Source organism: Candidatus Accumulibacter aalborgensis, assembly GCF_900089955.1.
GTDB classification, from domain to species: domain Bacteria; phylum Pseudomonadota; class Gammaproteobacteria; order Burkholderiales; family Rhodocyclaceae; genus Accumulibacter; species Accumulibacter aalborgensis.
In genome coordinates, this window is record NZ_FLQX01000035.1 from 179,755 (window position 1) to 205,041 (window position 25,287).

General features: G+C 61.8%; 23 protein-coding genes and 2 tRNA genes. 9 read left to right on the forward strand and 16 right to left on the reverse strand.

Translation table 11 applies throughout. From position 1 onward, the window contains the following. Positions 1–177 precede the first annotated feature (177 nt). The 4 genes from ACCAA_RS03925 to ACCAA_RS03940 all read left to right on the forward strand — a co-directional run bounded on the left by ACCAA_RS03925 (position 178) and on the right by ACCAA_RS03940 (position 2,773). Positions 178–900, forward strand: coding sequence for a winged helix-turn-helix domain-containing protein (locus ACCAA_RS03925; protein WP_186405932.1), 723 nt, complete (start codon positions 178–180; stop codon positions 898–900). Further along, positions 887–2,290, forward strand: coding sequence for an ATP-binding protein (locus ACCAA_RS03930; RefSeq protein WP_186405933.1), 1,404 nt, complete (start codon positions 887–889; stop codon positions 2,288–2,290). The genes ACCAA_RS03925 and ACCAA_RS03930 overlap by 14 nt, the downstream gene beginning before the upstream one ends. Before the next feature lie 76 nt (positions 2,291–2,366). Continuing rightward, on the forward strand, positions 2,367–2,519 hold the full coding sequence (locus ACCAA_RS03935; RefSeq protein WP_186405934.1) for a hypothetical protein: 153 nt from the start codon (positions 2,367–2,369) through the stop codon (positions 2,517–2,519). 11 nt (positions 2,520–2,530) lie between these two features. Then, on the forward strand, positions 2,531–2,773 hold the full coding sequence (locus tag ACCAA_RS03940) for a hypothetical protein (protein WP_186405935.1): 243 nt from the start codon (positions 2,531–2,533) through the stop codon (positions 2,771–2,773). Positions 2,774–2,792: 19 nt separating this feature from the next. On the opposite strand, the gene ACCAA_RS03945 is transcribed toward ACCAA_RS03940, so the two are convergent. The 5 genes from ACCAA_RS03945 to ACCAA_RS03965 are packed head-to-tail and all read right to left on the reverse strand — an operon-like array spanning position 2,793 to position 7,678. Further along, complete coding sequence (locus ACCAA_RS03945) at positions 2,793–4,094, reverse strand: mechanosensitive ion channel family protein (RefSeq protein ID WP_186405936.1); 1,302 nt, start codon at positions 4,092–4,094, stop codon at positions 2,793–2,795. Next, positions 4,091–5,347 (reverse strand): RsmB/NOP family class I SAM-dependent RNA methyltransferase, encoded by a 1,257-nt coding sequence (locus tag ACCAA_RS03950; RefSeq protein ID WP_425394447.1) that lies wholly within the window; start codon positions 5,345–5,347, stop codon positions 4,091–4,093. The genes ACCAA_RS03945 and ACCAA_RS03950 overlap by 4 nt, the downstream gene beginning before the upstream one ends. Positions 5,348–5,349: 2 nt before the next feature. After that, positions 5,350–6,384, reverse strand: coding sequence for a DUF3108 domain-containing protein (locus tag ACCAA_RS03955; RefSeq protein ID WP_186405938.1), 1,035 nt, complete (start codon positions 6,382–6,384; stop codon positions 5,350–5,352). Beyond that, positions 6,369–7,046, reverse strand: a complete 678-nt coding sequence (gene purN / locus ACCAA_RS03960; protein ID WP_186405939.1) for a phosphoribosylglycinamide formyltransferase — start codon at positions 7,044–7,046, stop codon at positions 6,369–6,371. The genes ACCAA_RS03955 and purN overlap by 16 nt, the downstream gene beginning before the upstream one ends. Continuing rightward, positions 7,043–7,678, reverse strand: coding sequence for a DedA family protein (locus ACCAA_RS03965; protein ID WP_186405990.1), 636 nt, complete (start codon positions 7,676–7,678; stop codon positions 7,043–7,045). The genes purN and ACCAA_RS03965 overlap by 4 nt, the downstream gene beginning before the upstream one ends. 67 nt (positions 7,679–7,745) lie before the next feature. Between ACCAA_RS03965 and mutL the strand changes: the two genes are divergently transcribed. Next, a complete protein-coding gene (gene mutL, locus ACCAA_RS03970) occupies positions 7,746–9,614 on the forward strand; it encodes a DNA mismatch repair endonuclease MutL (protein ID WP_186405940.1) in 1,869 nt (622 codons plus the stop codon). Further along, positions 9,611–10,567 (forward strand): tRNA (adenosine(37)-N6)-dimethylallyltransferase MiaA, encoded by a 957-nt coding sequence (gene miaA, locus ACCAA_RS03975; RefSeq protein ID WP_186405941.1) that lies wholly within the window; start codon positions 9,611–9,613, stop codon positions 10,565–10,567. The genes mutL and miaA overlap by 4 nt, the downstream gene beginning before the upstream one ends. Before the next feature lie 85 nt (positions 10,568–10,652). Here miaA and ACCAA_RS03980 read toward each other — a convergent pair whose 3' ends face one another. Genes ACCAA_RS03980 through ACCAA_RS04010 form a run of 7 tightly spaced genes read right to left on the reverse strand, consistent with a single transcriptional unit; the run spans position 10,653 to position 19,833 of the window. Continuing rightward, positions 10,653–11,291, reverse strand: a complete 639-nt coding sequence (locus ACCAA_RS03980) for an energy transducer TonB (protein ID WP_186405942.1) — start codon at positions 11,289–11,291, stop codon at positions 10,653–10,655. A 13-nt stretch (positions 11,292–11,304) separates the two neighbouring features. Then, positions 11,305–16,533: a pilus assembly protein gene (locus tag ACCAA_RS03985; protein WP_186405943.1), complete on the reverse strand. Its 5,229-nt coding sequence runs from the start codon at positions 16,531–16,533 to the stop codon at positions 11,305–11,307. A gap of 33 nt (positions 16,534–16,566) precedes the next feature. Continuing rightward, positions 16,567–17,079: a pilus assembly PilX family protein gene (locus ACCAA_RS03990; RefSeq protein WP_186405944.1), complete on the reverse strand. Its 513-nt coding sequence runs from the start codon at positions 17,077–17,079 to the stop codon at positions 16,567–16,569. Further along, a complete protein-coding gene (locus ACCAA_RS03995) occupies positions 17,076–18,179 on the reverse strand; it encodes a PilW family protein (RefSeq protein ID WP_186405991.1) in 1,104 nt (367 codons plus the stop codon). Before ACCAA_RS03995 ends, ACCAA_RS03990 begins: the two co-directional genes overlap by 4 nt. Continuing rightward, on the reverse strand, positions 18,167–18,790 hold the full coding sequence (pilV, locus tag ACCAA_RS04000) for a type IV pilus modification protein PilV (protein ID WP_245754415.1): 624 nt from the start codon (positions 18,788–18,790) through the stop codon (positions 18,167–18,169). The genes ACCAA_RS03995 and pilV overlap by 13 nt, the downstream gene beginning before the upstream one ends. 10 nt (positions 18,791–18,800) lie before the next feature. Continuing rightward, on the reverse strand, positions 18,801–19,424 hold the full coding sequence (locus ACCAA_RS04005; RefSeq protein WP_186405946.1) for a GspH/FimT family pseudopilin: 624 nt from the start codon (positions 19,422–19,424) through the stop codon (positions 18,801–18,803). After that, on the reverse strand, positions 19,381–19,833 hold the full coding sequence (locus ACCAA_RS04010) for a type IV pilin protein (RefSeq protein WP_186405947.1): 453 nt from the start codon (positions 19,831–19,833) through the stop codon (positions 19,381–19,383). The genes ACCAA_RS04005 and ACCAA_RS04010 overlap by 44 nt, the downstream gene beginning before the upstream one ends. 342 nt (positions 19,834–20,175) lie before the next feature. On the opposite strand from ACCAA_RS04010, the gene ACCAA_RS04015 reads away from it, so the two are divergent. Further along, on the forward strand, positions 20,176–20,604 hold the full coding sequence (locus ACCAA_RS04015; protein WP_186405948.1) for a CHRD domain-containing protein: 429 nt from the start codon (positions 20,176–20,178) through the stop codon (positions 20,602–20,604). Between the two features lie 53 nt (positions 20,605–20,657). On the opposite strand, the gene ACCAA_RS04020 is transcribed toward ACCAA_RS04015, so the two are convergent. The 4 genes from ACCAA_RS04020 to uvrC form a co-directional block, all read right to left on the reverse strand. Continuing rightward, a tRNA-Cys gene (locus tag ACCAA_RS04020) sits at positions 20,658–20,731 on the reverse strand. A 42-nt stretch (positions 20,732–20,773) separates the two neighbouring features. Continuing rightward, a tRNA-Gly gene (locus ACCAA_RS04025) sits at positions 20,774–20,849 on the reverse strand. A gap of 92 nt (positions 20,850–20,941) precedes the next feature. Continuing rightward, complete coding sequence (pgsA, locus tag ACCAA_RS04030) at positions 20,942–21,520, reverse strand: CDP-diacylglycerol--glycerol-3-phosphate 3-phosphatidyltransferase (RefSeq protein WP_186405949.1); 579 nt, start codon at positions 21,518–21,520, stop codon at positions 20,942–20,944. Then, a complete protein-coding gene (gene uvrC / locus ACCAA_RS04035) occupies positions 21,520–23,343 on the reverse strand; it encodes an excinuclease ABC subunit UvrC (RefSeq protein WP_186405950.1) in 1,824 nt (607 codons plus the stop codon). Before uvrC ends, pgsA begins: the two co-directional genes overlap by 1 nt. A gap of 44 nt (positions 23,344–23,387) precedes the next feature. Between uvrC and earP the strand changes: the two genes are divergently transcribed. After that, on the forward strand, positions 23,388–24,572 hold the full coding sequence (gene earP / locus ACCAA_RS04040) for an elongation factor P maturation arginine rhamnosyltransferase EarP (protein ID WP_186405951.1): 1,185 nt from the start codon (positions 23,388–23,390) through the stop codon (positions 24,570–24,572). Between the two features lie 37 nt (positions 24,573–24,609). Then, the gene (gene efp, locus ACCAA_RS04045; RefSeq protein WP_186405952.1) at positions 24,610–25,167 is read left to right on the forward strand and encodes an elongation factor P; all 558 of its coding nucleotides are present in this window, start codon (positions 24,610–24,612) and stop codon (positions 25,165–25,167) included. The last annotated feature ends 120 nt before the right edge of the window (positions 25,168–25,287 follow it).

The window sequence follows — 25,287 nt, forward strand, 5'->3', positions numbered from 1 at the left end:
CATCCATCCTCAAGAGATCCAACCCTCGATTCTAAGGCAATAACGGGCGCACGCCAAACGCCATTGCGCCCACGCGGTGCTCGGCGGCTGGCAGCAACGCTGGCTGCCGAGCGCGCGCTCGGGACCTTCGTGCCGGCCAGGGTTTATCGCGCGGCAACAACCCGTTATCATTGGCCCATGAAGACACGAATCCTGCTCGTCGAGGACGATGAACGCCTCGCCGACCTGACTGCCGAATACCTGCGCAAGAACGATTTCGAAGTCCTTGTCGAGGCGCGTGGCGACACTGCCGAAGCGCGCATCCTCACCGACCGACCCGACCTGGTGATTCTCGACGTCATGCTGCCCGGCAAGGACGGTTTCGAAGTCTGCCGTGCAGTCCGCGCGCAGTACGGCGGCGTGATTCTGATGCTCACCGCTCGCGACGAAGACTTCGACCAGATTTTCGGTCTGGAACTGGGCGCCGACGACTACATCGCCAAGCCCGTGCAGCCCCGCCTCCTGCTGGCGCGCATCAAGGCCTTGCTGCGCCGCGCGCCGGCAACCCCGCTCAACGCCGCAGGCGACGCTGCCGGCCCCCCCGAACCGGCCGAAATGTCTTTTGGCAGATTCCGTATCAGCCAGGCCACGCGCAGCAGCCAGCTCGGCTCAGACAGCATCGACCTGACGACGGCCGAATTCGATCTGCTCTGGCTGCTCGCCCGCCACGCCGGCAACATCCTGTCGCGCGACGATCTACTGCAGGAACTACGCGGCATTGGCTTTGATGGCCTCGACCGATCGATCGACGCGCGTATTTCCAGGCTGCGACGCAAGCTGGGTGACGATCCGGAGAACCCGGCACGGATCAAGACCGTGCGCGGCAAGGGTTACCTGTTCAGCAAGCATGACTGGCAATAACAAGCTGCTCGCCCTGTTCGGGGCCAACAAGCCGGCGCCGTGGCGAGGACGCTACAGCCTCGCCCGCCTGTTCTTCACCTTCTACCTGCTGGTCATGGGTTCCTTCGTGGCCATCGCGATCTTTGCCGACTTTGTCATTTCGACCGCCGTCAAGGGAATTACCGACGGCTATACCAGCCGTTTCATGCGCGGCACCATCGTCCTGATCGAGGACGAACTGTTCCGCCGACCGCGCTCCGAATGGCCAAGGACGATTGAGGCGCTGGATAGGAAATTCGCCTACAAGCTTGAGATCGTTGACCGCTGGACGCTGAAACTGCCACACAAGCAGGCCGAAAAACTCGACGATGGCGACCTGGCCATCGACGCACAGGGCGACATCCTTTACCACCGCCTCAAGCAGACGCCGCAGGTCCTGGTGGTCGGTCCGATCTCGCCCGAGCGCAATCCGGACTACCGGAAGGGCATACCGCTCGATTTGCGCATCAGTCTGCTGACCTGGAGCCTGATTGGTTTCTGCCTGGCGATCGTCGTCTGGCTCTGGGTGCACCCGGTCTGGCGAGATCTTGAAGCGATGCGCCAGACGGCGCGCGCATTGGGCGAGGGTCTCTTCGAAGCACGTGCGCCGACGATGCGCAGCAGCGCTTTCGGGCCTCTGGCGGAAACCCTCAACGGGATGGCGGAACGAATACAGCGGCTCATCGCGACGCAAAAGGAGTTATCCAGCGCGATCTCACACGAATTGCGCACGCCCATCGCACGCACGCGCTTCGCCCTCGAGATGCTCGCCGAAGCGGGCGATCGATCCGAGCACGAGCGCCTGTCGCGACTCATCGAAGCCGACCTGGATGAACTCGATGGTCTGATCGACTCCAGTCTGACCTATGCGCGTTTCGAGCGCGAGCAGCCCCAACTCGAACTGAGCACGGTTTTCATCGCACCATGGCTTGAAGAGCAGGTCGAAGCCAATCGCCTGCTTGGGCGGACGCTTGACCTGCAGGTCGACGTGTCGGCCTTGCCGCCGATGCAACGCGTCGAACTGGATTCGCGGAGCATGCCGTATGCCGTCACCAACCTGCTGCGCAACGCTATCAAGTACGCCCGCGCGCGCATCCGGGTAAGTGCGGAAATCGCCAACGACCAGATTGCCCTGCACGTGGACGACGACGGCATCGGCATCCCGGAGGCTGAGCGCGAGCGCGTTTTCTGGGCCTTTACCCGGCTCGACCGCTCGCGCGACAGGGCGACCGGCGGTTACGGCCTCGGACTGGCCATCGCGCGGCTGGTTCTGGAGCAGCACGGCGGCACGGCCAGCGCTGAAGAATCACCACTCGGCGGAGCCCGCTTCACCCTTTGCTGGCGACTGTCACAAAGCGTCACCGAAAGCTGACGCAATCACCGCAGACTCGCTCTCCAGTCGCACCTATCATCGGTGCTGCTTTCAAAAAAACGATGGAGGATGCGACATGAGTGAATTCAAGCTGAACTGCGAGCAGTTTCTCGCCACCACACGACAGCATTTTTTTGCCGGCGATCTGGTTGATGCCTTTGAAGCGGGCGACGATGGCGGCTTTTCATGCCCTGCCTCGGGCGCGATGGAGCATCGACCCCACAACTGACAATGACCGCGGTGGCCGAACCACCTGTGCCGCCCGTGCGTTTCCCGCTCGCCGAAGGAGTCGGAATTTTTATCGGCATAGTCGCCTGGGATGTGCTCACCCTCGGCGAGTTCGACCTTCTCAAGGCCTCGCTGATCGGCGCAAGCAGCGCGCTGGCCTGGTACGGCGTGCGCACTTTTCGCCGCCGCGCGAGTCGCATAGGGACATCCAGGCCTACCCCGGGACCCACCGACCGTCCTGATCGGGAACCTTGACGTCCGCTGCACTTCGCCATCACGCTGCGGCAGGCGAACCGCCGATCATGCGTACCTCGCGTTGGGGGAAAGGAATCTCGATGCCGTGGTCGCGGAACGAGCGCCAGATGGCCATGTTGACCGCTGAACGGACGCCGCCGGTCCCCTCTTGCGGGTCCGATATCCAGAAGCCGAGATCCAGGTTCAGGCCGCTATCGGCAAAAGCAGTCAGCAAGGCTTGCGGTGGCGGGTCAGCCAACACTCTCTTCTGCCCCAGTGCAGCCTCGACCAGCACCTGCATCGCTTGCTCGATATCCGTACCGTAGGCGACCTGAACGGAGACCATGAGGCGAATGCGCGGGTCGGAATGCGATTCATTGCGCACGATGTTCGATACCAGATACTCGTTTGGAATGATCACTGCGGTTCCGGTCAGCGTGCGCAGGACCGTGTAACGGGCAGTGATCTCTCTTACGATGCCGGAGGTGGTGGCATCGATGGCGACCACATTGCCGATGCGTATCGATTGATCGAGCAGGATGATGAAGCCACTGACGTAGTTGCTGGCGATCCGTTGCAGACCGAGACCCAGGCCAACGGCCAGTGCGCCACTGAACACCGACAGCGCGGTGATGTCGATGCCGACCATCGACAGGCTCAGCAGGAGGGCGATCACCGACAGCACGGCCTTGACCAGGCGGCCGAGCACTACCTGGATGTTGGAATCCAGCGTGTGGCTGGTCAACAAGCGTTTTTCGATGAAGCTGGAAAGCCAGAGCGCAAGCAGTACCGTCGCGCAAACGGTAACCACGCCGCTCAGGATGGTCCACAAATCGAGCTTCTGTTTGCCGGCATGAAAGCTTACCTGCTCAAGCATCTCGACCAACGGCGCGGACAAGCCGGTGAGATAAAGCGCCAGGCAGAACCAGATGCTGGTGGCGATGAAGCGCTCGGAAGTCGCCAACCAGCTACTCGGCGAGAAAGCGTGACGCAGGACGTAGATCGCCGCACGCACCAGGGCCATCGAGATCAGCAGCGGGAGTGCCAGATCAAGCAGACTGACCGGTCCGAGATGCCCGTAGGTGAATGCCTTGCGCGCGATCAGGACGAACAACAGCGCCAGCAGGGGAAAAGCGACGCGCTTCAGGCTACCGGTGCCGAGGGTACGCAGCGCGCCATGATCAGCGCTCGAACGGACAAACTGTTGCCGCTGCCCGTAGCGCGACAAGGCCCAGGCGAGGAGCAGACTGCTGGCCAGCGCCAACACCTGCCAGAGAAAAGCCGGGTCGCGAAAATCGCGCCACAACTCCAGCAACAAGACGAACATTTCGTTTTCGTTCATTTCCGCTCCATTATCGCCGCGTAAAAGGCATCGGTCCCGTGCCGATGCGGCCACAGGCGCAAGCGCTCGCCGCAGTCGATGGCAATCTCCTGGTTGGCAAGGATTTCCTGCGCCGAACGCACGACAAACTCGCCGTGCTGCGCCAGAAAAGCCGCGACGACGGCATCGTTCTCGGCGTCGAGCACGCTGCAGGTCGCATAGACGAGCCGTCCTCCCGGCTTCACCAGACTGGCCGCTGCCGAGAGAATGGCTCCCTGTTTGGCGCTCAGTTCGGCAACGCTCTCCGGCGTCTGCCGCCACTTCAGATCCGGATTGCGGCGCAGGGTTCCCAGGCCGGAACACGGCGCATCGACAAGCACGCGATCGAGCTTGCCGGCCAGTCGCCTGACCTTGATGTCCCGCTCCGACTCGATGCGCACGGGATACACATTCGACAGGCCGGAGCGCGCCAGGCGCGGCTTCAGCCTGGCCAGCCGCCGCTCGGCCACGTCAAAGGCATAGAGCCTGCCTTGCGAGCGCATCAGGGCACCGAGCAGCAAGGTCTTGCCACCGGCACCGGCACAGAAGTCGGCGACCATTTCGCCACGTCTGGGCTGCAGCAGGAAGCCGAGCAACTGGCTACCCTCGTCCTGGACTTCGATGCGGCCATCGATGAACAAGGCGTTTTTCGACAGCGCCGGCTTGCCGACCAGGCGGATGCCAAGCGGTGAATAAGGACACGCATCGGCCGCCAACCCATCGGCCAGCAACCGCGCCAGCACGTCGTGCCGCGTTGCCTTGAGGGAATTGACGCGCAGGTCGAGCGGCGCCGGCTGATTGAGCCCAGCCGCAAGCTGCTCGACGTCGTCCGCGGCAAATTGCACCGTCAACAGCGCATGCAGCCAGTCGGGCAGATCGAGGCGTACCGCCGGCGGCAGTTCATCGACTTTCACCGCCTTGGCGTGCGCGAGCCACTTGCGTTCGGCCTCGGTCAGCACCGCGTCCAGCTCGCGCCGGTTCATGCCCTGCACACAGGCCAGCGAGGCCAGCAACAGGCGCCGTGAGGTCACCTCGTCGGCGCAGCGCGCCGACAGCGAGCGTTTGCGGCGCAACACCGTGAAAACCGCTTCGGCCACGAAACCACGGTCGGCATGGCCAAGTTCACGATGCTGCCGAAAATAGTTGGAAACGACCAGATCGGCCGGAAAGCTTGAGCGCAACAGCTCGGCGAGCAGTGTTTCGGCATGGTGGAAAAGGGCGGTCGTCAAACGCACGGTCATTGCTCCTGGCTGAATTCGATGGTCGTCGCAAGCTGGACGTAGACATCCCCTTTGCGGTCGGTATGCTGTATCTTCACCGGCAGCAGCGCACGATCGTAGGCCAGCCACAGGTCGGTCGTCGATCCACCGGGCACACGCAGGTGAAGACAGCGAAAGGTGCCGGCCGGAACCTCGACTTCCTCGTCGCCGACCACTTCGAGGCGATACTGGCCGTACTTCTTGCCGGTGGCAACCGGCAAGCTGCTTCCCGAGGCCAGATTGGCCAGCAAGCCCAACTGGTAATTGAACGACAACAGATCCTGCGCGCCCAGGGTCAGGGCCTGCACTGGCCGACCAGGCATGCGTAACTGCATGTTCGCCCAGTCGAATTCGGCTAGTTCGCGGGGAGCGTGCCCGGCTTCTCGGCTCACGAAATGCTCGGGCACCAACCCGGCGACGGTCAGCCGGCCGCGACTTTCGAGTTCGACCCGCAGCGGCTTGAACAGCGCCACCAGCCCCGTCGTTTCGGTCACTGCGGTGAACCGGTACGCCCCATCGACGATTTCCCAGTCGTGCGTCGACTGACCGATGGCAAAGCCCTGGTCACCACGATCGACGCGATAGTGGATCATTCCCCGCGCGGGTAGCCGCGACTCGGTCGAAGCAGGCATCGCCGGAGGGGATGTCGCGACCGCCTCGGCTTGATCGCCAGGTTCGCTCTCGTGCTCGATCTCGGGTGCGGCCGCGGGTGTCGGGGTCGGCACGGGGGATTCCTGAGCGGTCACCACCGGCGGACGCGCAGCCCGCTCAAGCGGCCTGCGCGGCGCCTTCCTGCGTGCCACCGGCGGGAGTTTGGCGTTGACTCCCGCTTCGACCCTGGTTTCGATTCTGGTCAGTGGATCGGGCAACGGCGCCCCTTTCGCCAGCGGGCTCAGTTCGACCACCAACGGCGTGGGCTGGGCAGCGTCAGACAAGTCGAACTCGGGGGCAAAGAGCGCCAGGGCATGCACGCCAAGCGAAGCCGCGAAAGCGATGATCAGGGCCACAGGCATCGGGCAGCCGCCTCAGCCCCCACAGCCGGAGAGATCAATACGCCAGCGCCATCCTGTGCCGCATCCAGCGCGACGCGTCCGCCCTGCAGACGCAGGCGACCTTCGGCAAACCAGCGCACGGCCAGTAGATAGATTTGATGCTCCTGAGCCAGAACGCGCGCAGCGAGAGTCGCCTCGTCATCGGCATCGAGCACCGGTACGGCGGCCTGAACGATGACCGGCCCGTGATCAAGCTCGGGCGTCACGAAGTGTACCGTACAACCGTGAATCCGCGCCCCCTCGTCAAGCGCTCGGCGATGGGTATGTAAACCTGGAAACGCCGGCAACAAGGAAGGATGAATGTTGATCAGCCGTCCAGCGTAGCGGCGCACGAAACGGTCGCCGAGAATCCGCATGAATCCGGCCAGCACGACCAGGTCTGGCGCGAAGGTGTCGATCGCTGCGGCCAGCACGGCGTCGAAATCCTCGCGGGCGACAAACTGCCGGTGGTCGACCACGCGTGTCGGCACGCCGCTCGCGGCTGCGGTCGCCAGACCTTGGGCATCAGGGCGATTGGAGAGCACCGCGGCGATCCGCACAGCGAGCGTACCGGAATCGACTGCCGCGAGCAGCGAAGCCATGTTGCTGCCTCGCCCCGAGATCAGAATGACGACCGAGATCATGCCTTGCGCTGCCGCAACCAAGCAATGAACAGCGGCAGCAGGGAAATCACGATGATCGCCACGATCACCAGCGTCAGGTTCTTCTGAATCCACGGCAGATTGCCGAACCAGTAGCCGGCCAGGGTCAGCGACCCGACCCAGGCGGTACCGCCGATCAGGTTGAAGAGGGTAAAACGCGCATAGCTCATTGCGCCAATGCCTGCCACAAAGGGCGCGAAAGTGCGGAACAGCGGCAGGAAACGGGAAAGGACCAGCGTCTTGCCGCCGTGCTTCTCGTAGAAGGCATGCGTCTTGTCGAGCGCCGCCTTGTTGAAGACGCGCGACTGCTCCCAGTGGAAGACCTTGGGTCCGAGACAGCGGCCGATCTGATAGTTGAGCATGTTGCCGAGCACGGCGGCAGCGGCGAGCACGGCGAGCAGGATGCCGATCTCCATGCCACCCAGCGCAGCCAGCGCGCCGGCAACGAAGAGCAGCGAGTCGCCGGGCAGGAACGGCGTCACCACAAAGCCCGTTTCGCTGAAGATGATGACGAAAAGAATCGCGTAGATCCACGACCCGTACTGCTGCACCAAGATCGCCAGGTGCTTGTCGAGGTGCAGGATGAGGTCGATGAAGCTGGTCAGATATTCCATCGTCGGCGCAGGCAGGGTAAGCGGCAAGGCGCGATTCTACCGGAAGCCAGGCCGGTATAATCCGCCAATGCGCGAAACCCCAAGAATCCACCTGCTGCCGGATCTCCTGATCAGCCAGATTGCGGCCGGCGAAGTCGTCGACCGTCCGGCCTCTGTCCTCAAGGAACTCCTTGAAAATGCACTCGACGCCGGCAGCTCGACAATCCAGATTCAGCTCGAAGAAGGCGGCGTCAAGCTGCTGCGCGTCAGCGACGACGGTTGCGGTATCGCACGCGAGGAACTGGTTCTCGCCCTCACCCGCCACGCCACCTCGAAGATCCATTCGCTCGACGACCTCGAACGCGTCGGCACGCTGGGTTTTCGTGGCGAAGCGCTGGCCTCGGTAGCCGCCGTCGCCCGCGTCACGCTGACCAGCCGACAAGCGAGCGAGGGAGGACAAGGTAGCGCGGCCGTGCAACACGCCTGGCGGCTGACGGCCGACCCCGGCGCGACCCCTGAACCAGCCGCCCTGCTCACCGGTACGGTCGTCGAAATGCGTGACCTGTACTACAACACGCCGGCCCGGCGCAAATTCCTCAAGTCCGACAGCACCGAGTTCGCGCATGGCGTCGAGGCGGTCAAACGCATCGCGCTGGCGCATCCGGCAGTCGCCTTCACCGTGTCGCACAACGGTCGCGCCGGTCTGCATCTGACCAGGAGCGATAGCCGTGGCCGTGCCGGCGCCATTCTCGGCAACGATTTCCTGGCCGAGTCGCGCAGCCTCGACGTCCAGGCCGGCCCCCTGCGCGTTTTTGGTTACTGCGCGCTGCCAGCCTACTCGCGCGCGCGCGGCGACTCCCAGTACTGTTACGTCAACGGCCGCTTTGTCCGCGACAAACTGCTCGGCCACGCCCTGCGCGAGGCTTATCAGGACCTGCTGCACGGCAGCCGGTATCCGGCCTACTGCCTGTTCCTGGAAATCGATCCAGCGACGGTCGATGTCAATGTGCACCCGCAGAAAACCGAAGTCCGCTTTCGTGACGCGCGCGCGGTGCACCAGTTCGTCTTTCATGCCGTGCAGCGCCTGCTGTCCAGCCCACTGGCGACGCAGATCGCCGGCGCGCCAGTGGGCAATGCGGCGCCGCTGGCGACGACCTCAGGTGGCGAGCACTTGCCCCCACCAGACGGGGCGGTGGCCCACCTTTTCTTGGGCAAGACCCCCGATCGCCCCGCCTGGCGCCCAGCGTCGCAGGGTTCGCTGCACATCGGTGAGCCGACCACCACGGGCAGGTATCTGGCTTTTGTCGACGCAGCGCGCTCGCCGGATGGCCAAGCAGCGGCACTACCAGCCACAGCCGCCGACGACACGCAGGCACCACCGCTCGGCTACGCCCTGGCGCAATTGCATGGCGTCTATATCCTGGCGCAGAACAGCCAAGGGCTGATCGTCGTAGATATGCACGCGGCGCACGAACGGATCCTCTACGAAAAGCTCAAGCGGGCTTTCGATGAGCAGCAGGTGACCACGCAGTCACTGCTGATTCCCGCCGTCTTCCCGGCCGAAGCGCTCGACGTCGCCGCCGCCGAGGAGCACGGCGAAGCGCTACACCAGATCGGCTTTGAACTGGTGCCGATGGGTCCCCGACAACTGGCGGTCAAGAGCGTGCCGGTACTGCTGCTGGCCGGCGATCCGGCGGCATTGGCACGCGCGCTGCTGAGCGATCTGCGCGCGCATGGCGTCACCCAACTGCTGACCGCGCGGCGTAACGAGTTCCTCGCCGACATGGCCTGCCACGGCGCGGTGCGTGCGCGGCGCCTGCTGTCGCTGACGGAGATGAACGCCCTTCTCCGGCAAATGGAAGAAACCGAACGTGGCGACCACTGCAACCACGGTCGTCCGACGTGGACCCAACTGACGATGGCCGACCTCGACCGCCACTTCCTGCGCGGCCGATGAGCGCGCCCCCCGCCCATCGCTGCGCACTGCCACCGGCGATCCTGCTCATGGGACCCACCGCCAGCGGCAAGACCTCGCTGGCGATCGAACTGGCGCGCCGCTTCCCGGTCGAACTGATCAGCGTCGACTCGGCACAGGTCTTTTGCGACATGGACATCGGCACGGCCAAGCCCGACGCGGCGACACGTGTCGAATTCCCGCATCAACTGATTGACCTGATCAGTCCGCAGGAAACCTACTCGGCTGCCCGCTTCTGCGCCGACGCGAGCGCCGCGATGGTCGAGATCACCGCGCGTGGCCGCGTTCCCGTGCTCGTTGGCGGCACCATGCTCTATTTCAAGGCGCTGCTTGATGGCTTGGTCGACCTGCCACCGGCCGACCCCGTGACGCGTTCTGCGATCGACCTCGAAGCCGCCGCACGCGGCTGGCCGGCGCTGCACGCCGAACTCGCCGCGGTCGACCCGGCCACGGCGGCGCGTCTGCAGAGCACCGATGCGCAGCGCATCCAGCGTGCGCTCGAAGTCTTTCGCGTTTCAGGGCGGCCGCTCTCGGCGCTGATCGCCGCCGGCGAGAAGAAGCCGCCACCCTACGCCTTCCTGTCGATCGGCCTGTTGCCCGCAGACCGCAGCGTCCTCCACCAGCGCATCGCCGAACGCTTCGACGCCATGCTCGCCATCGGGCTGGAAGCTGAAGTCGACCGGCTGCACGAGAAGTACCGCCTGCGCGCCGAGTTGCCGTCGATGCGCTGTGTCGGCTACCGGCAGGTATGGGCAGTTCAGCACGGCATCGCGCCGCGCAGCGAACTGCGCGATCGTGGCATCTACGCCACCCGCCAACTGGCCAAGCGGCAGATCACCTGGTTGAGCAACACGCTGCGCCCACAGGGGGTCGATTGCCTCGCCCCGGACCTTCACGACACGGTCGCCAGGGCGGTCAGCCGCTTTCTCGACTGACCGCCCTGGCGACCAGAACGTAGGGCGTGCAGGAGAAGGCTTTGCTTCCGTTACCGTGACAGTCGCGAGCGACTCACGAGCCAGACTACTCGCGTCGAGGCCCGCTCATCTCTGGCAAAGTGAAGTCGACCTTGATCAACATACGGCTCTTGACCGCCTTCGTGCCACGGCGTCCGGGAGAAAACGGCGTAGTCCGAAAGGCTTCCAGTGCCGCTTCGTCAAAGACACCGGGGGGGCTCGCTTCAATCACCTTCAGGTGAAGAAGTTGCCCGTTTTCATCGATCAGCAGCACCAAGCGAACCCAGCCCTCCACGTCACGCGCCTGGGCATGCGGTGGATAGGCCGGCACCACCGTGACCAGGGGAGTCGGTTGTTCGTCGAGTTCTGACGACTTGAAGAAATGCTCGTCGATCGGCAGCGCAAGTCTGCTCTCTGCGTCGGGCAAGTCCGCGCGAACCTGACTCTCGGCCTCAGCCAGTTCGGGCGGCGCAGAGAGCGGGGAATCGGCTACCGTCTCGACGAGCGGGGCGGGATCTGCGACGACGGTAGCTACCGGCTGCGGCGCATCCTTGATGCGGGCCTCCAGACGAACAAGCTCACTGGAACGGGCTGGGGCCCTCACGGGCCCCAGCACTGACAGCAGCGCAGCGTGCAGCGAGGCTGACAGCAGCAGCGCCGCCGCGAGTGGCTGTCGGGTCAGCAGTGGCTTCCTTTCCGGAAGCAACGACTGCCGCCGGTCATTGCTCAGGTTCCTGGAACCAGTAGGCGCGCTGACCGACACCGGCCTTGCCGATCTTCTCGATGTTGAGCGCACCGGCACCGCCGCCGGACAGGTCCCAGATCTTTCCGTCACGGATGACGATCGTTCCATCCGACGGGAAACCCCGGATCGGAAAACCCGAGAAGGTGCGCGAATTGAGCTTTCCGGCGCTGTCGGTGTAGACAGCGTAGCCTCCATTGAGAGCGTTGATGGCATACATCGTCCCTCTGCCCGGCGGCAGGCAGGAAGGCGTTCCCGACGCAGACTCCTGCGCACCCGGGGTATAGGTTCCAAAGCGCAGGACATTGAAGAAGACTCTCGGTGCGTTGACGACTTTTTCTCCCAACGGGTCTTCCTTGCTACTCCTAAGTCTCAACACCCAGCCCTTCTTGACCTTGAGGTAATGCAAAGCCTCTGCCCTTGAACCCTTGATGTCCTCGGCGCCGTCGGTGCCCAATTGCACCTGATTGGCTGTCAGGTCGTAGAAGCTATCCGCGTTATACCTGATCGGCCAATCGGTCGTCTCAGTCGCCGTCAAACCAACATTCAGGTCCTTGATCATGAACATCAGGTCCTCGTTATCTGTGCGTAGAGGGTTCTCCCGGTCGCCGGTACCGACGTATACAGCGTCGAAGCGCTGTCTCTGGTCATACTGCTTCACCACCGCTGGTGGGAAGAAGATCTTCCGTCGCGGGGTTGCGCCATTGGTCAGATCTGCGAACTTCACCGCCTTCCAGTCTTTTGGCTTTCTTGGATTGCTGTCGTCGGCGCCGTCAATGTCGAAACGCCAGACGTTGCCGCCCAGGTCACCGATGTAGAGCCGATCCGCATAGTCGCCTGAATCGAGGTCGGTGTTGATCGGCGTGGCATCCGAGGGGATGCTGTAATCCATGCCAGAAACCTGAACATTGGTTTCGGAGGCGGCTGCCGGCGTGAAGCTGCGGATCAACGCACCCGTCTTGGCATTCACGAAATAGACTCCGCGGCCCATGCTGTCGGCCTTCTCCCCGAGCTGATCATTGGACGCTGGATCATAGCCTCCCCCGAAGACGAGCACGGGGTCGGCACTGGCGCGAAGCCGCGCAAAGGCCGGTGTTGACCAGGTCTGGCCCAGCTCCGCGAAGCCTTCCTCTGCCTTGGTGTTGTCGATCTTCCACATCAACTTGGGCTTCGCCCGGTCGACAATGTCGAGAGCGTATAGTGCACGGCCACCGCGGCGCAAGCCGAAGACCAGGTACGCTGTGTCTTTATCCGGGTTGTCGATTTTCCCGTCGCCATCACCGTCCTTGATGAAAAGCTTCGGACTGCCATCGCCCGCAGTGAGATGTTCGCCTTCCTTGTCGTCCATCAGGGCACCGAGTTGCGGCAGGGCTTCTTCCGGCATGAAGGCCCATTTCTCCTGACCGGTCTTGGTATCCACCGCATGCAGGATGCCATCATTGGACATGTAGAAGAGGTACACGACCGTCTTGGCTTCGTCCGCATTAGTCTCGTAATTCAGGATGGCTGGGCTGGAGTGCAGCACGTCGGCATGCGGCCAGGTGCGCCAGGTCGAGCAAGCGGTCCCGGCCTTGCTGCATCCACTATCCTTGTTGTCACCGCCGCGGCCAAAGTTGATGACCTTGGCCCGCTCATCGCCGTCGGCAGTACCGAGCAACTTCGCAGTGATCGCGGCGTTGGCTTGCGACATGGCGTTGGAGGCGTCAGTCAAATCGTGCTCGCTGTTGGACGACAGGTAGGTGTAAAGCTGCCGCGAGTCCGGCGTGGATCCGGATGCCGTCTTCAGCACATAGCCGGTTCCACCCTTATCGGGCTTGCCCCCGTCGGCATCGAAGGTACCGTCCTTATTTGGCTGGATCCAGAAACTCACCGCGTCATCGCGCACATTGCCGGTAATCACGTGCGTGGCGGAGTCAAGTTCCTCGATGTTCTTCAGGCCATTCTCGTTCTTGAACTCGGTCTGCCCAGTCAGGCACAGCGAGTCGGGGATACCACACTCCTGTTTTATGGTGCTGAGCTTGAATTTCTTCACTGTGCCATCCCAACGCACCCGGTTTTCCGGGCCAAAGAACGCCAGATACACGTCTTCTGCGCTCTCGTTGCGATTGGAAGCAGACAGCGACACGGTAGGCGCAACGGCCGTCGCGTGCCACGCGAGGATCGCCTTGAGAGTCTCAGAAAGCGCTGTGCTCAGGTCGCCACTGTCTTTGGCCTCGATGTTCATGCCCTTGCCGAACTCGGCGGCCTTCTTGAGCACAGGCGTGTTGCCCTCGCCGGCAAAACCGATCGTGTAAGTGCTGACCGTCTGAATCCCGGGCAGCAAGTCTTTCTCAGTCTTCGATCCGCCGCCGGGCGACATATCGCCGTTGGCCATGAAATAGGTCAGTTCGTCGAGCCAGACGTAGGTGCCGTACTTCTGGTCCGGCAGGCCAAACGGTTGGCCCGTGGCCGGGTCTTCGAACTGTTTGCTGGTCGTTGCCTGCACTGTGGTGAGCGGCGGCGTCTCTGAGGGTTCCTGCTTCAGTGCCTTGACCAGTTCGTCAGCCTCATTGTCGGATTCCGGCCCGCCATCCGAGATCAGTACGACGTAGTTCTTCTGGCACATCGCCGCAGATCCTTCCTTCGGGTTGTTCAGGATGGGCGAATTGTATTTTCCATCCTTGATTGCCTCGGGATCGTAAAAATCCGACACCAAGCCTCCGCTGGCGGCCGCGTCCTGAAGCGTTCCGAATTTCGGCTTTTCCCCACGGAAGTACAGATAGGCCTCGTACATCACCTCCGTCAGCGGGGTCTGGCCCGTAGCCACCACGCTATTAAGCTTGTCGATCAGCAGCTTTCGATTGTCCGTGTTCATCTGCCGGATCACCGAGACGACGTGGCCACCAGGGGTATCGAAGGGGTTAGCGGCAGAAGGCTTGTTGTACACCATCAGGCCGAAGCGTACGCCGTTCGTGCTGTTCACCACGCCGGTCAAAGCGTCCTTGGCGATCTGCAACTTTGTCTTGCGCCCGATCGGCTTACCGTTCGGCCCTCGCGGCCCAAATCTCCAGTTGAGATAATTGACCGAGTACATGTCGACCGCTTTTTTGGGGTCGATGTCCTTGGCACCTGTGGGAGTATATGCGACCGCATCGCTCCAATCCGTAGTGAAAGCCCGTTTCTCTGCGGTCATGACACTGTTGCCGGGGTTGCCGGCCTTGCCGTTGTCCGCCTGACAGTCGTGGACGAGATAATCCTGTCCTTTATTGAAAGGATATACGTCGTAAGTTTGTTTTGTGAAAGTCACTGGCGGAGCCGCGGTCTTGTTTTCACAGGGATCGATGGCGCCTACATAGAAACACCCAGGTGTTCCTGCAGGTTCATAGCTGCTACAGCTTGCGTATACGCCCTCGAAGGTATTGCAGGCGTAGTTGCTGCCGTTGTCTCCATTATCCCAGATGGCATTGTGATAAACAGTTTTGTTAACCGAAACATCCGTCGCCTTGGAGGTATCAATCCAGCAATAGTTGGCGCTTGTTGGCCCATCCGGACACGCCTTTTCGCCTAGTTTGTTTCCTTCCCCATAGCAAGAGCCGCTGCAAGTGCCACCGTAGTAAAGGGTTTGAGTCCCCTCGCCGGGGATACTTTTCCGACCGGACCATTTACATCCCTGATAAATGGCAGCCCGGTAGTTCACCGCTGGCGGCGAAGTGCAGGGCACAGGCTTTGGGTCGCACGTGGGCTCGACACTTTGGCAGCTTGCATCGCTCTTGACCCACCACCTTGCCGAGTTAGTGGCATCATTGGCTGCTGCGATAGGTTTGGCATTAATGGTGCAGGTCCGCGTGCAAACTTTCGCGGGGTCTGGCTTGTCTGGTATCCCGAGTGTGAGCTTGGTGACCGGTTCATCGTAATAGGCCGGGGTTCCCGTCATCTTGCCAAAAGCTGGCTCTGGCAGAAGGTCTCTATTACCCTTCCAGGCTAAATGCTGTGCCTGGTCCAAAGCAATTGGGGAACTAATATCGTATTGTTTCAGCGCCCAATACAGTTGATTCACATCAGCACTTCCGGACACGAATTTCTGAAAGTTAAAGCCGCCCATGTCCGCGACAAGATCTGTCCATCCAGAATAGGAGGCGCCGGTGATTTTGGTGCGTATTGGTTGACCCTGGCCAGCAACGTCATCGTAGCTAGGAAAAGGGGCTATCCAAGGATAACTGTCGCGTACGGGGGGGGAATCCAAGAACTGGGTGCGCGCGTGGATACTGGCGTTCACACTGGTGCTCAAAATGCCTTCGGCCGCCGTTATGCTAGCCGCCGCGGAATTGATGTTTGGAGTCCAAGCACTTAACGTCGTCGGGTAGACAGTGTCATTGTTCGCTAGGCGGCCGTTTCTGAGGCCGAGGAAGGGCTCCCAGCGCTGCCATAACTGGTTCTCGTATTTTCCCGTGTTGCGCGGATAGTCGGTCGGCGCGAAAACGGTGGATGGCAGCAGGTTGGCCAGCGAATCGTTGCATTTGTTGTAGTAGAGATATTTGTTGTCGGTCTCTCCATAGTTGATGCCGCCGCGTTTGTCGGCCGGACTGCCACTCTGGCGGACGCCTCCCTTCCAGCGATTGAAAGCATTGGACCATAGGCGCTTGTCGGTCTCGGCGGCTCCAGCGGGAAGCCAGTAAATCCAGTTGGCATCATTGTAATTGCGGTAGAGGTAACGCGGGCCAGGGTCGTCTGCGTCCGAGTCCGTCGTCTTGGTGTAGGTAGCCTTGGCGTAGGCGCTTGCGGCTGCCCACAGCGCTTTGCGCTCTGCCAGAGTTGAACCGGCCCAAGAGCCGTACCTCTTCAACACCGTCACCGGCTTGTCGTCGGTTGGAAATGCGGTGATCGTGGTGTCTGAATCATCTTTCATGTACGGGTTATCACTGCCGATGACCGTGAGGTCATTCCACAGATATTCCACATGGGAATCGTAGTCGCCGGGGTACTCACGCCATCCTTCCGGCTCATTCATCGAGTCTGAAGTATCAACGATCAGCAATACCGCCGGCTCGGCGGTATTGCCGGCATCCATCGCCGACTTGTAAATGTCCGTGTCTCGCGCGGAGGCCGCGGCCGAATACAGTGACAGCGGCAAGACCGTCGCCGGATTGGCGAGCGCCGCGATCAAGGTCCAGGCGAGACGCCTCTGCCAAGGCTTGCAAGTAATTTGTGTTTGGTCTGCGGTAAGCATGGTCAGGCCTCGCTCTCAGTCGGTGATTTCAGGTCAGAAGCAGGCGCCCGGCGGGGCGATGGACCGAATTCCCTGGTGGACGATCGTTCGCCCCGAAAAAACCGGGTCACGCGCGTCCGCCCGGACGTCAAAATAAACTGCCTGCAGCGTATTGGATCCCAGCATATTGCCACTCCCGACGCCGGCAAAGTCGGCGCACGCCACTTCGGCCACCTTCATGCACAGTTGGTGCTTAGCAACATCCAGGTAGCTGAAGTGCGGATCTTCAAGAACGTCGTAATCAGCGCTGAAATCGACGCAGCCGTCGACCTTGGGGAACACGTGGCCGTGGAAAAAACGGCCTCGGTTGCTGGGGGCGTTCATGAAAGCCCAGATCGATGCCTCTGCGTTGGCCAGGTTCTGGGCGGCAATCTGACTGGCCCCGCCGATCTTCAACTCGATGACGCTGGTGCGCACCAGGGAAACGGCGAGTAGCGTCATGATGACCAGCAGGATCAGGCTGGTGATGAGGACGACTCCAGTCTGCGCTGCGGTGGTTTTATTCATGGTTGCGACTCGAGTCGTTGGGCGATATTGCGCACCTGAAACGATTGCGTGAACACATGCCGATGATAGTTGCAGGGCAGCAGGTCTGGTGCATCCGCACAGCCCAACTCGGCGTTACCGTCACCGTCGAGATCGTAGCGCCGACTGCTATCGTCATAACCGGCGGTCGGCTTGGGCGATCGAACCAACAAGGAAACGCGCGCGGCTACCACCTGCGCGAACTCGGCAAGCGTCGGTGTCTCGGTGTATTTCCCTGGCGTGCCGTTGGGAGGGGCGTGCGTATCGATACCGTAGGAAATGCGTATGGCCTCGATACCCTCGGCGACAGCGACCTCGGTCATCGCCGCACCGACAAGTTCCTGACGAACGAGAGTGGGGACCGGTTGGTTGCCGTCGTCTGTGGCCAGGCAAACAGTGTCGCCGGTGCCTGTGGGTCGACTGCAAGGTCGCAAATAGTAGGCCTTGGCCTGATAAGCATAGATTGGCGCCTCGGCACCGCCGAGAACGGTTCGTCTCGGTGGGGTGCCAAAACCCGCATATTGGCTACCCTTGAACAGCATGCCACCGTTCGAATCAGCCTGGACATACAGCGTGTTGGCGTCCAGATTGGCAGGTGCTACCTGTACGCCAGTCGCTCCGCGCACGACAAGAATAAAGCTTGGCCGATCGGCGGCGCTGCCGATAAAGTTAGCCTGATTGATGCATGGCATCGCGGCGTGCGCGGCCGTACTGGTCAAGGCAGGGTCGCCTGACAGCGGGAGGCCGAGCAGCGGTTGGGCAAAATTGGTGGCCCAGCCTGCGCCACACTCCTCGCCCACGGCCGTGAGCGCCTGAATGTCGTTAGTCGTCGTGGCCCCATAGAAGCCAGCCATGCGCAGATCGGAGCCAATGGAGTTGAGTGCATAGGCCCCGTTTTCCTGCATGCGTGCGAAGTCGTCACTGACCTTGAAAACGCGCGTCGAGTTGACCAGCAGCGAGCCCATGGCCAACAGCAGGATGATGCCGATCGTCATCGCGACCATGACTTCCACCAGAGTCAGGCCACGCTGCAAGGCGTTGACCGCTGGGCCGGAGAACTGGCGCAGGATCACGACGCGCATCCCCACGGTTTAAGGGCATTCAATACGCAGGTGGATACCCTGAGCGTCACCAGGCGGCGACGTTCCTCCTTGCCGTAAAGACCTTGACCGCATGCTGAGGCATTATTGGCGGGCGCGACGGTGTCGCCCTCGCCCTGCCAGGCGACGCTGACCCAGAACACGGGCATAGCCGCATCCTTTTCTGGCCATTCGATGCATCCGCGCGCGCCGATGATGCCGCCGACCGTATTGGTGGCCACATCCTTGGTTTCCGCTGCGCCGACGAGCATGCCATCCCACGTGGCCAGGTGCTTGGCCGCAATCTGCTCGGGGGTGCAGGCATCTGAACAGTTGTTCTCGTTGTCCTTGAGCAAATTGCCCTGGCCAGGCATGTCGTTGCCGTCGGTCGTACCTGTCACGTAGTACGGGGCGCCACCCTGATTGGCACGGATCTTCTCGGCCATTTCCTGGGCCATGGCCAGCGCCTGCTGGCGTTGATAGCCCTCGAAAGAGGCCCGCTGCCCCTTGAGCATGAGAATCGCAATGCCGAGCAGGCCAATCAGCAGGATGATCAAGGAAACCAACACCTCGAGAAGCGTGAATCCACTCGCCCAGTCTTGACGGGAGCTCATTCGCGCGTCCTCAGTCGCATCTCGGCACGCCCGTGACAACAGTCACGCGCCCGCTTGGGCTGAACTCCAGCATGCGTGCCGGCACGTTCGGGGAAATCAGTGTCGAACTGATGATGATCGCCCGGACATTCGGTATGTCGACGCCGGCTTTGTAGGTGCGCACCCTCCCATCCGCACCAAAGGTCAGCACGTCGATCGAATTGTCCGCGTTGGTGCCTGTAGTGCAGACCTTGACCGAGGGATCGAGAGCCGGGCGAGAGATGAGGTAGCATTCATCTCCCAGATTGGGGCAAGTGTTGTTGGCAGCGGGTGTGAACTGGCCGTCACGGTTGGCGTCGTCAAAGACCTGCCAACCGCCGACCCACTGGTCAGTGACGCGAGCGATACCCACGCGCGTGCTGCGCTTGATCGCTTCGGTACGCGCCAGGGCCAGGTCGGCGGCCAGATCCGAAGTCACGGACTTCAGGCGTTGGTTGGCGATCAACTCCTGAAAAGGAAGTGTCGCGAGACTCATCAGAATTCCCAGGATGGCAATGACGACCAACAGTTCGACGAGGCTGAAGCCGTGACGGGCCTCGGCTGGTCGGGGACTACCATGGCTTGTCCTTGCCTGCCGTGTAAGTGTTGTCGCCATCGATGTCACGCCATTTCTGAGCGGTGTTGTTGACTACCAGGTTCCCGTCGTTAGCCATTCGTCCGCCAACATTGGGGGTCATAAAAACCATGAAGGACGGGGGCGTGGCGTCGTTTTTAACTCCGTCAAAGTTCGGGGCGGCGTAGTCCGAACCTACGTCCGCTGGCATCGTCAGGCCAAGTCCACCAGCTCCCAATGTCTTGGTGTACTGACGATTGTCGAGCAGATACTGCTCCTCGCGCTGGGCGACATCAAGCAGGAATTGCTGCGCGGCGGCGCGGTGGGCACGAAGAATGTATTCATTGTAAGCGGGTACGGCGATGGCCAGCAAAACGCCGATGATCGCCACGACGATCAGCATTTCAATCAAGGTGAAGCCGGAGGTCTTTTGTTCTGACGAGTGTTTCATCAAAAAAACCTACTCTATCGAGGTAACAAAGTCAAGGGCGCAGTGAAGAATTTCTGTGATCCTGTCCGCCGCGTCAGGCGCAATCCACCGCGTAGTCAATCATACCCTTGCCGGCCCGGTGTGCAAGGGCGGCATGAACAAGCGCCGACCTTTGGCAGAGCGCCTCCCCGGCCCTGTTGAATTTCCCCTCACCAGGCGTGTCTGAGGAGTCAGGCGATGCAGACCAGGAGCGATCCGCTGCGGCGATCCACGCCCGTCGGCACGCCGGCGTAAAAAAAAGTCCCTGCGCCCCATGGCGTGACCATGCGGGCCGACCGCTCAACAAACAGATTGGAGAATGCGATGACCCTTATCACAAAGTCCCCCGCCTATGCTCGGCTTTCGGCCGCGACCCTGTTGCTGGCAGCGCTGAGTACCGGCGCAGCGTTCGCCGCCGACATCAAGGTGACCCTATCGGGCACTAACGAGGTGCCGCCAGTGACCACGTCGGCAAGCGGCGGAGGAACGATAATGGTCAGCAACGAGGGTTCGGTCACCGGCGGCGTGACCACGATGGGTGTCGCGGGTACCGCCGCGCACATCCACGAAGGCGCTCCGGGCAAGAACGGGCCCGTCATCGTGCCACTGGTGAAGGAAGGCGACGCCTACAAGGTGCCAGCCGGGGCCAAGCTGACCGAAGCGCAGATGGCGAGCTTCAAAGCCGGCAACCTGTACATCAACGTACACAGTGCGGCGAATCCAGGCGGTGAAATCCGCGGTCCGTTGAAGTAGGCTGTCAGATACAAGAAAACCACCCACAGGTGGTTTCAGTGGTTGGTTGTTCTTGGAGGCGCGAGCGGGAGTCGAACCCACCTACACGGATTTGCAATCCGGTGCATAACCGCTTTGCTATCGCGCCGCGCTGGATCCGAAACGCGTGGACGCGCCCAGCCAGCCAATCTGGAGCGGGAGAAGAGTCTCGAACTCTCGACCTATACCTTGGCAAGGTATCGCTCTACCAACTGAGCTACTCCCGCATGAAGCGAGTGCGCATTATAAAGGCCTGCCCTTGACTGTCAACGCCTTCTTCGCTGTGCGCACGCTTGCCGGCATCTTCTTTCGCCGCTGACTAACTCTTGTGGTCCTCTTCAATCAGGTGCGGCCACGCCATTCGCATGTAGTAGCCCATCGACCAGAGGGTCAACACGGCCGCCACATAGATCAGCCAGATACCCGCCTGAAAAACGTCGAAGGTACCCAGTGGCGCGTGATAGAGCAACAAGGGAATGGCGAACATCTGCGCACTGGTCTTGATCTTGCCAATCATCGATACGGCAACACTTCTATGGGCGCCAATCTGCGCCATCCACTCGCGCAAGGCGGAAATCGTGATCTCGCGACCGATGATGATCGTTGCCAGGATTCCGTCGAGCCGGCCAAGCTGGACCAGTACGATCAATGCGGCAGCGACCATCAGTTTGTCCGCCACCGGGTCGAGGAAGGCACCGAACGCGGAAGTCTGCTGCCAGCGGCGTGCGAGATAGCCATCGAGCCAGTCCGTGATCGCTGCGACGACGAAAATCACCGTCGCGGCGAGATCGCGTCCGACGACGTTAACCCAGGAGTCAGGAACGTAGTAGACGGCGATCAGCAGCGGGATCAGGATGATTCGCAGCCAGGTCAGGAGAATCGGTATGTTCAGTGGCATCAGTGCAACGCTGCGTAAATTTTCTCGGCCAGTTCCCTGCTGACTCCGGCAACTGCTGTGAGTTGGTCAATCCCGGCATCCGTTATGCCCTGCAAACCGCCGAAACGGGAAATCAGCGCCTTGCGCCGCTTGGGTCCGACACCCATGATCTCTTCGAGCCGCGATGTGCGCCCTGCCTTGCCGCGCCTGGCGCGATGCCCGGAAACGGCAAAGCGGTGTGCCTCGTCACGGATTTCCTGGATCAGGTGAAGTGCGGGATGTTCAGGCGCCAATTGTAACGGCTCACGGCCGTCTGCGAAAACCAGCGTTTCGAGTCCCGGCTTGCGCGCCTCGCCTTTGGCCACGCCCAGGAGCGGCAGGTGCAACAGACCAAGCTCGGCGAGCGCCGCAGCAGCAGCCCCCACCTGCCCGCTGCCACCGTCGATCAGGATCAGCGCCGGCGCCAGCCCGGCGCCAATGACCAGCTTTTCGTAGCGGCGCTGAACCGCCTGGCGCATGGCCGCGCAGTCGTCACCCGGCTGGATGTCCCTGATGTTGAATCGGCGGTACTCGGAATTGCGCATGCCGCTGCCCTGATAGACGACACATGCGGCCACCGTGGACTCTCCTTGCGTATGGCTGATGTCGAAACACTCGATGCGCAGCTCTCCCTCGGTTTCGAGACCCAGCGTCTTGCAGAGCGCTTCGAGACGTGCTTCCTGTCTGGACAGCGCGCTGCGCCGCGCGGTGATCGCCAGCCGAGCGTTTTGCTCGGCCATCTCGATCCACACTCGCTGCATGGTCAGCCTGGCCTCAACAAGCCTTACCGGCCGACCGGCCATGTCGCTGAGCCAATCAGCGGGCTCGCCATCGACCAAAGGCAAATTGACGACTATCCGTTCGGGGATGGGATGGGCAAGATAATGCTGGTAAAGGAAAGCGGTCAATACCTCGAGCGGCGACGAATCGACCGAATTCGCGGGAAACTGCGGCCGGTCGCCGAGGTGCCGGCCACCGCGAACCATCGCCAGATTCACGCACAGCATGCCGCCATCGCCAACGGCGGCGACGATGTCCAGGTCACCGCCCTTGCCGCTGTCGACGTACTGCTTTTCCTGAACCTGGCGCAAGGACTGGATCTGGTCACGATAGACGGCCGCCTGCTCGAAGGCGAGCTTCCCTGCCGCCTGATCCATGGCTGCCGACAGGCGACCGATGACGTCCTGCTGACGACCCTGCAGGAACAAAACGGCCATCTGTACATCCTCGGCATAGCGCTCAGGCTCGATCAGTCCGACGCAGGGCCCGGAGCAGCGCTTGATCTGGTAGAGCAGACACGGTCGCGAGCGGTTGTTGAACACGGGATTTTCGCAGGTGCGCAAGCGAAACATCTTCTGCAGCAGGTGGATGCTTTCGCGTACGGCTGGTGACGAAGGAAACGGACCGAAATAATCCGCGCGCCGATCGGTGGCTCCGCGGAAGAAACCAAGCCGTGGACTGCGGTCGTGCGTCAGGACGATGTAGGGGTACGACTTGTCGTCGCGAAACAGAATGTTGTAGCGCGGCGACAGGCTCTTGATCAGATTGTTTTCCAGCAGCAGCGCCTCGGCCTCGGATCGCGTCACGGTCGTCTCGACCCTGGCGATCTGAGCGACCATCAAGGCGATACGCGGACTGGGATGGCTGTCGCGGAAGTACGAGGCGACCCGCTTCTTCAGGTTCTTGGCCTTGCCAACATAGAGAACATTGTCGGCGCCATCGACCATGCGATAGACGCCGGGCAAGTCCGTCAGGGTGGCCAGCAGGGATTTGGCGTCGAAAGTTGGGGCTTCTGGTTCAGTCATGAGCATGCGCAGTGAGGGGCCGCTGACGTAGGATAGCGCCTTCGATGTTATCACGCCCGCCCGCACCGCCCATGCAGCCAATGGCCATGGCCTCTCGCCCCGACTGGGATATCTTTTGCAAGGTCATCGACAACCTTGGCGATATCGGCGTCTGCTGGCGCCTGGCCCGACAGTTGGCTGGCGAACACGGTTTGCGCGTGCGCTTGTGGGTTGACGATCTGGAGAGCTTCAGCCTGCTCTGCCCGCAGCTAGACCCCCTACGCTCGCTCCAGCGTGTGCTGGGCATCGAAGTTTGTCGCTGGGCAACGCTCTTCCCAGCGGCCTGTCCCGCGCGAGTGGTACTCGAAACCTTTGCCTGCCGCCTGCCCGTGTCGTTTGTCGAGCGAATGGCGCAACAGTCGCCCTCCCCGGCGTGGATCAATCTCGACTACCTGAGCGCCGAGGACTGGGTGTCGAGCTGGCACGCGCTGCCCTCGCCGCACCCGCAGTTGCCGCTGATCAAGTATTTCTTCTTCCCCGGTTTCAGTGCCGACACCGGCGGGCTGTTGCGCGAGCAAGACCTGCTGGCTCGCCGGGCGCACGTCGCCGCCAACACGGAGCTGCAGATCGGCGTGTGGGACGAGGTCGGCTTCGCGCCACCGCCCGTGGGCACGCTGCTGATCTCGCTCTTCGCCTACGAAAATCCGGCCATCGGCGATCTGCTGCACGCCTGGGAATCGTCGGATACGCCGATCTGCTGCGTCGTTCCGTTATCCCGCACGCTAGCGGCGATCGAGGCCTTCGCCGGGAATCGACTCGGGGCGGGCGACAGCGTCTGCCGCGGTGCACTCGACATTCGCATTCTGCCCTTCCTCGAACAGAGCCGCTATGACCAATTGCTCTGGCTCTGTGACCTGAATTTTGTCCGTGGGGAAGACTCGTTCGTGCGCGCACAATGGGCCGCACGGCCGCTGGTCTGGCACATCTACCCGCAGGAAAACGCCGCGCACAGAGTGAAACTCGACGCCTTTCTGGCGCTTTACTGCGCCGACCTGCCGACGACCAGCAGTGCAGTGCTACGCGAGTTCTGGCAGGCGTGGAACCTCGGCAGGATCACCATCGAGCACTGGCGAAACTTCGCCCAGAGCATCGACAGGCAACGCACGCATGCACAACGCTGGGCCGAGCGACTCGCCCGGCAGGACGACCTGTGTACCCGTCTGCTCTGCTTCAGCCGTTCCCTGTTATAATGATCGGTTGATCCCTCACTGTTTTCTGGAACGTACGATGAAAACCGCACAAGAGCTTCGCGCAGGCAACGTCTTCATGGTCGGCAACAACCCGATGGTGGTTCTCAAGTCCGAATACGTCAAATCCGGGCGCAACGCTTCGGTGGTCAAGATGAAGATGAAGAACCTGCTGACTGATTCGCCGAGCGAAACCGTCTATCGTGCCGACGACAAGTTCGACGTCATCCAGCTCGAGCGCAAGGAAGTAAGCTACTCGTACTTTGCCGACCCGCTGTACGTTTTCATGGACGCCGAATACAACCAGTACGAAATCGAAGCCGACTGCATGGGCGACGCGCTGAACTACCTCGAAGACAGCATGCCCTGCGAAGCCGTTTTCTACAACGGCAAGGCGATCTCGATCGACTTGCCGACCAGCGTGGTGCGCGAAGTGGTGTACACCGAGCCTGCCGTGAAGGGCGACACCTCGGGCAAGGTCATGAAGCCGGCTCGCCTGGCGACCGGTTTCGAACTGCCGGTTCCCGCGTTCATCGAAATCGGCGACAAGATCGACATCGACACCCGGACGCACGAGTACCGCTCGCGCGTGAGGTAGGCGAGCCGCACCGCAGCCGGCGATCAGGCCGTTGGGGTGACGAAGGAACCCCAACGTAATCGCGACACGACCGCAAGATGTTGGGGTTCGCAGGCTCACCGCAACGGCCCTGGCTTTGCG

Bases quoted from the DNA above. Each gene is read 5' to 3' on its own strand.
- ACCAA_RS03925 (WP_186405932.1), top strand. From the start codon at position 178: ATGAAGACACGAATCCTGCTCGTCGAGGACGATGAACGCCTCGCCGAC.
- ACCAA_RS03930 (WP_186405933.1), top strand. From the start codon at position 887: ATGACTGGCAATAACAAGCTGCTCGCCCTGTTCGGGGCCAACAAGCCG.
- ACCAA_RS03935 (WP_186405934.1), top strand. From the start codon at position 2,367: ATGAGTGAATTCAAGCTGAACTGCGAGCAGTTTCTCGCCACCACACGA.
- ACCAA_RS03945 (WP_186405936.1), bottom strand. From the start codon at position 4,094: ATGAACGAAAACGAAATGTTCGTCTTGTTGCTGGAGTTGTGGCGCGAT.
- ACCAA_RS03955 (WP_186405938.1), bottom strand. From the start codon at position 6,384: ATGCCTGTGGCCCTGATCATCGCTTTCGCGGCTTCGCTTGGCGTGCAT.
- purN (WP_186405939.1), bottom strand. From the start codon at position 7,046: ATGATCTCGGTCGTCATTCTGATCTCGGGGCGAGGCAGCAACATGGCT.
- ACCAA_RS03965 (WP_186405990.1), bottom strand. From the start codon at position 7,678: ATGGAATATCTGACCAGCTTCATCGACCTCATCCTGCACCTCGACAAG.
- mutL (WP_186405940.1), top strand. From the start codon at position 7,746: ATGCGCGAAACCCCAAGAATCCACCTGCTGCCGGATCTCCTGATCAGC.
- miaA (WP_186405941.1), top strand. From the start codon at position 9,611: ATGAGCGCGCCCCCCGCCCATCGCTGCGCACTGCCACCGGCGATCCTG.
- ACCAA_RS03985 (WP_186405943.1), bottom strand. From the start codon at position 16,533: ATGCTTACCGCAGACCAAACACAAATTACTTGCAAGCCTTGGCAGAGG.
- ACCAA_RS03990 (WP_186405944.1), bottom strand. From the start codon at position 17,079: ATGAATAAAACCACCGCAGCGCAGACTGGAGTCGTCCTCATCACCAGC.
- ACCAA_RS03995 (WP_186405991.1), bottom strand. From the start codon at position 18,179: ATGCGCGTCGTGATCCTGCGCCAGTTCTCCGGCCCAGCGGTCAACGCC.
- pilV (WP_245754415.1), bottom strand. From the start codon at position 18,790: ATGAGCTCCCGTCAAGACTGGGCGAGTGGATTCACGCTTCTCGAGGTG.
- ACCAA_RS04005 (WP_186405946.1), bottom strand. From the start codon at position 19,424: ATGGCGACAACACTTACACGGCAGGCAAGGACAAGCCATGGTAGTCCC.
- ACCAA_RS04010 (WP_186405947.1), bottom strand. From the start codon at position 19,833: ATGAAACACTCGTCAGAACAAAAGACCTCCGGCTTCACCTTGATTGAA.
- ACCAA_RS04015 (WP_186405948.1), top strand. From the start codon at position 20,176: ATGACCCTTATCACAAAGTCCCCCGCCTATGCTCGGCTTTCGGCCGCG.
- pgsA (WP_186405949.1), bottom strand. From the start codon at position 21,520: ATGCCACTGAACATACCGATTCTCCTGACCTGGCTGCGAATCATCCTG.
- uvrC (WP_186405950.1), bottom strand. From the start codon at position 23,343: ATGACTGAACCAGAAGCCCCAACTTTCGACGCCAAATCCCTGCTGGCC.
- earP (WP_186405951.1), top strand. From the start codon at position 23,388: ATGTTATCACGCCCGCCCGCACCGCCCATGCAGCCAATGGCCATGGCC.
- efp (WP_186405952.1), top strand. From the start codon at position 24,610: ATGAAAACCGCACAAGAGCTTCGCGCAGGCAACGTCTTCATGGTCGGC.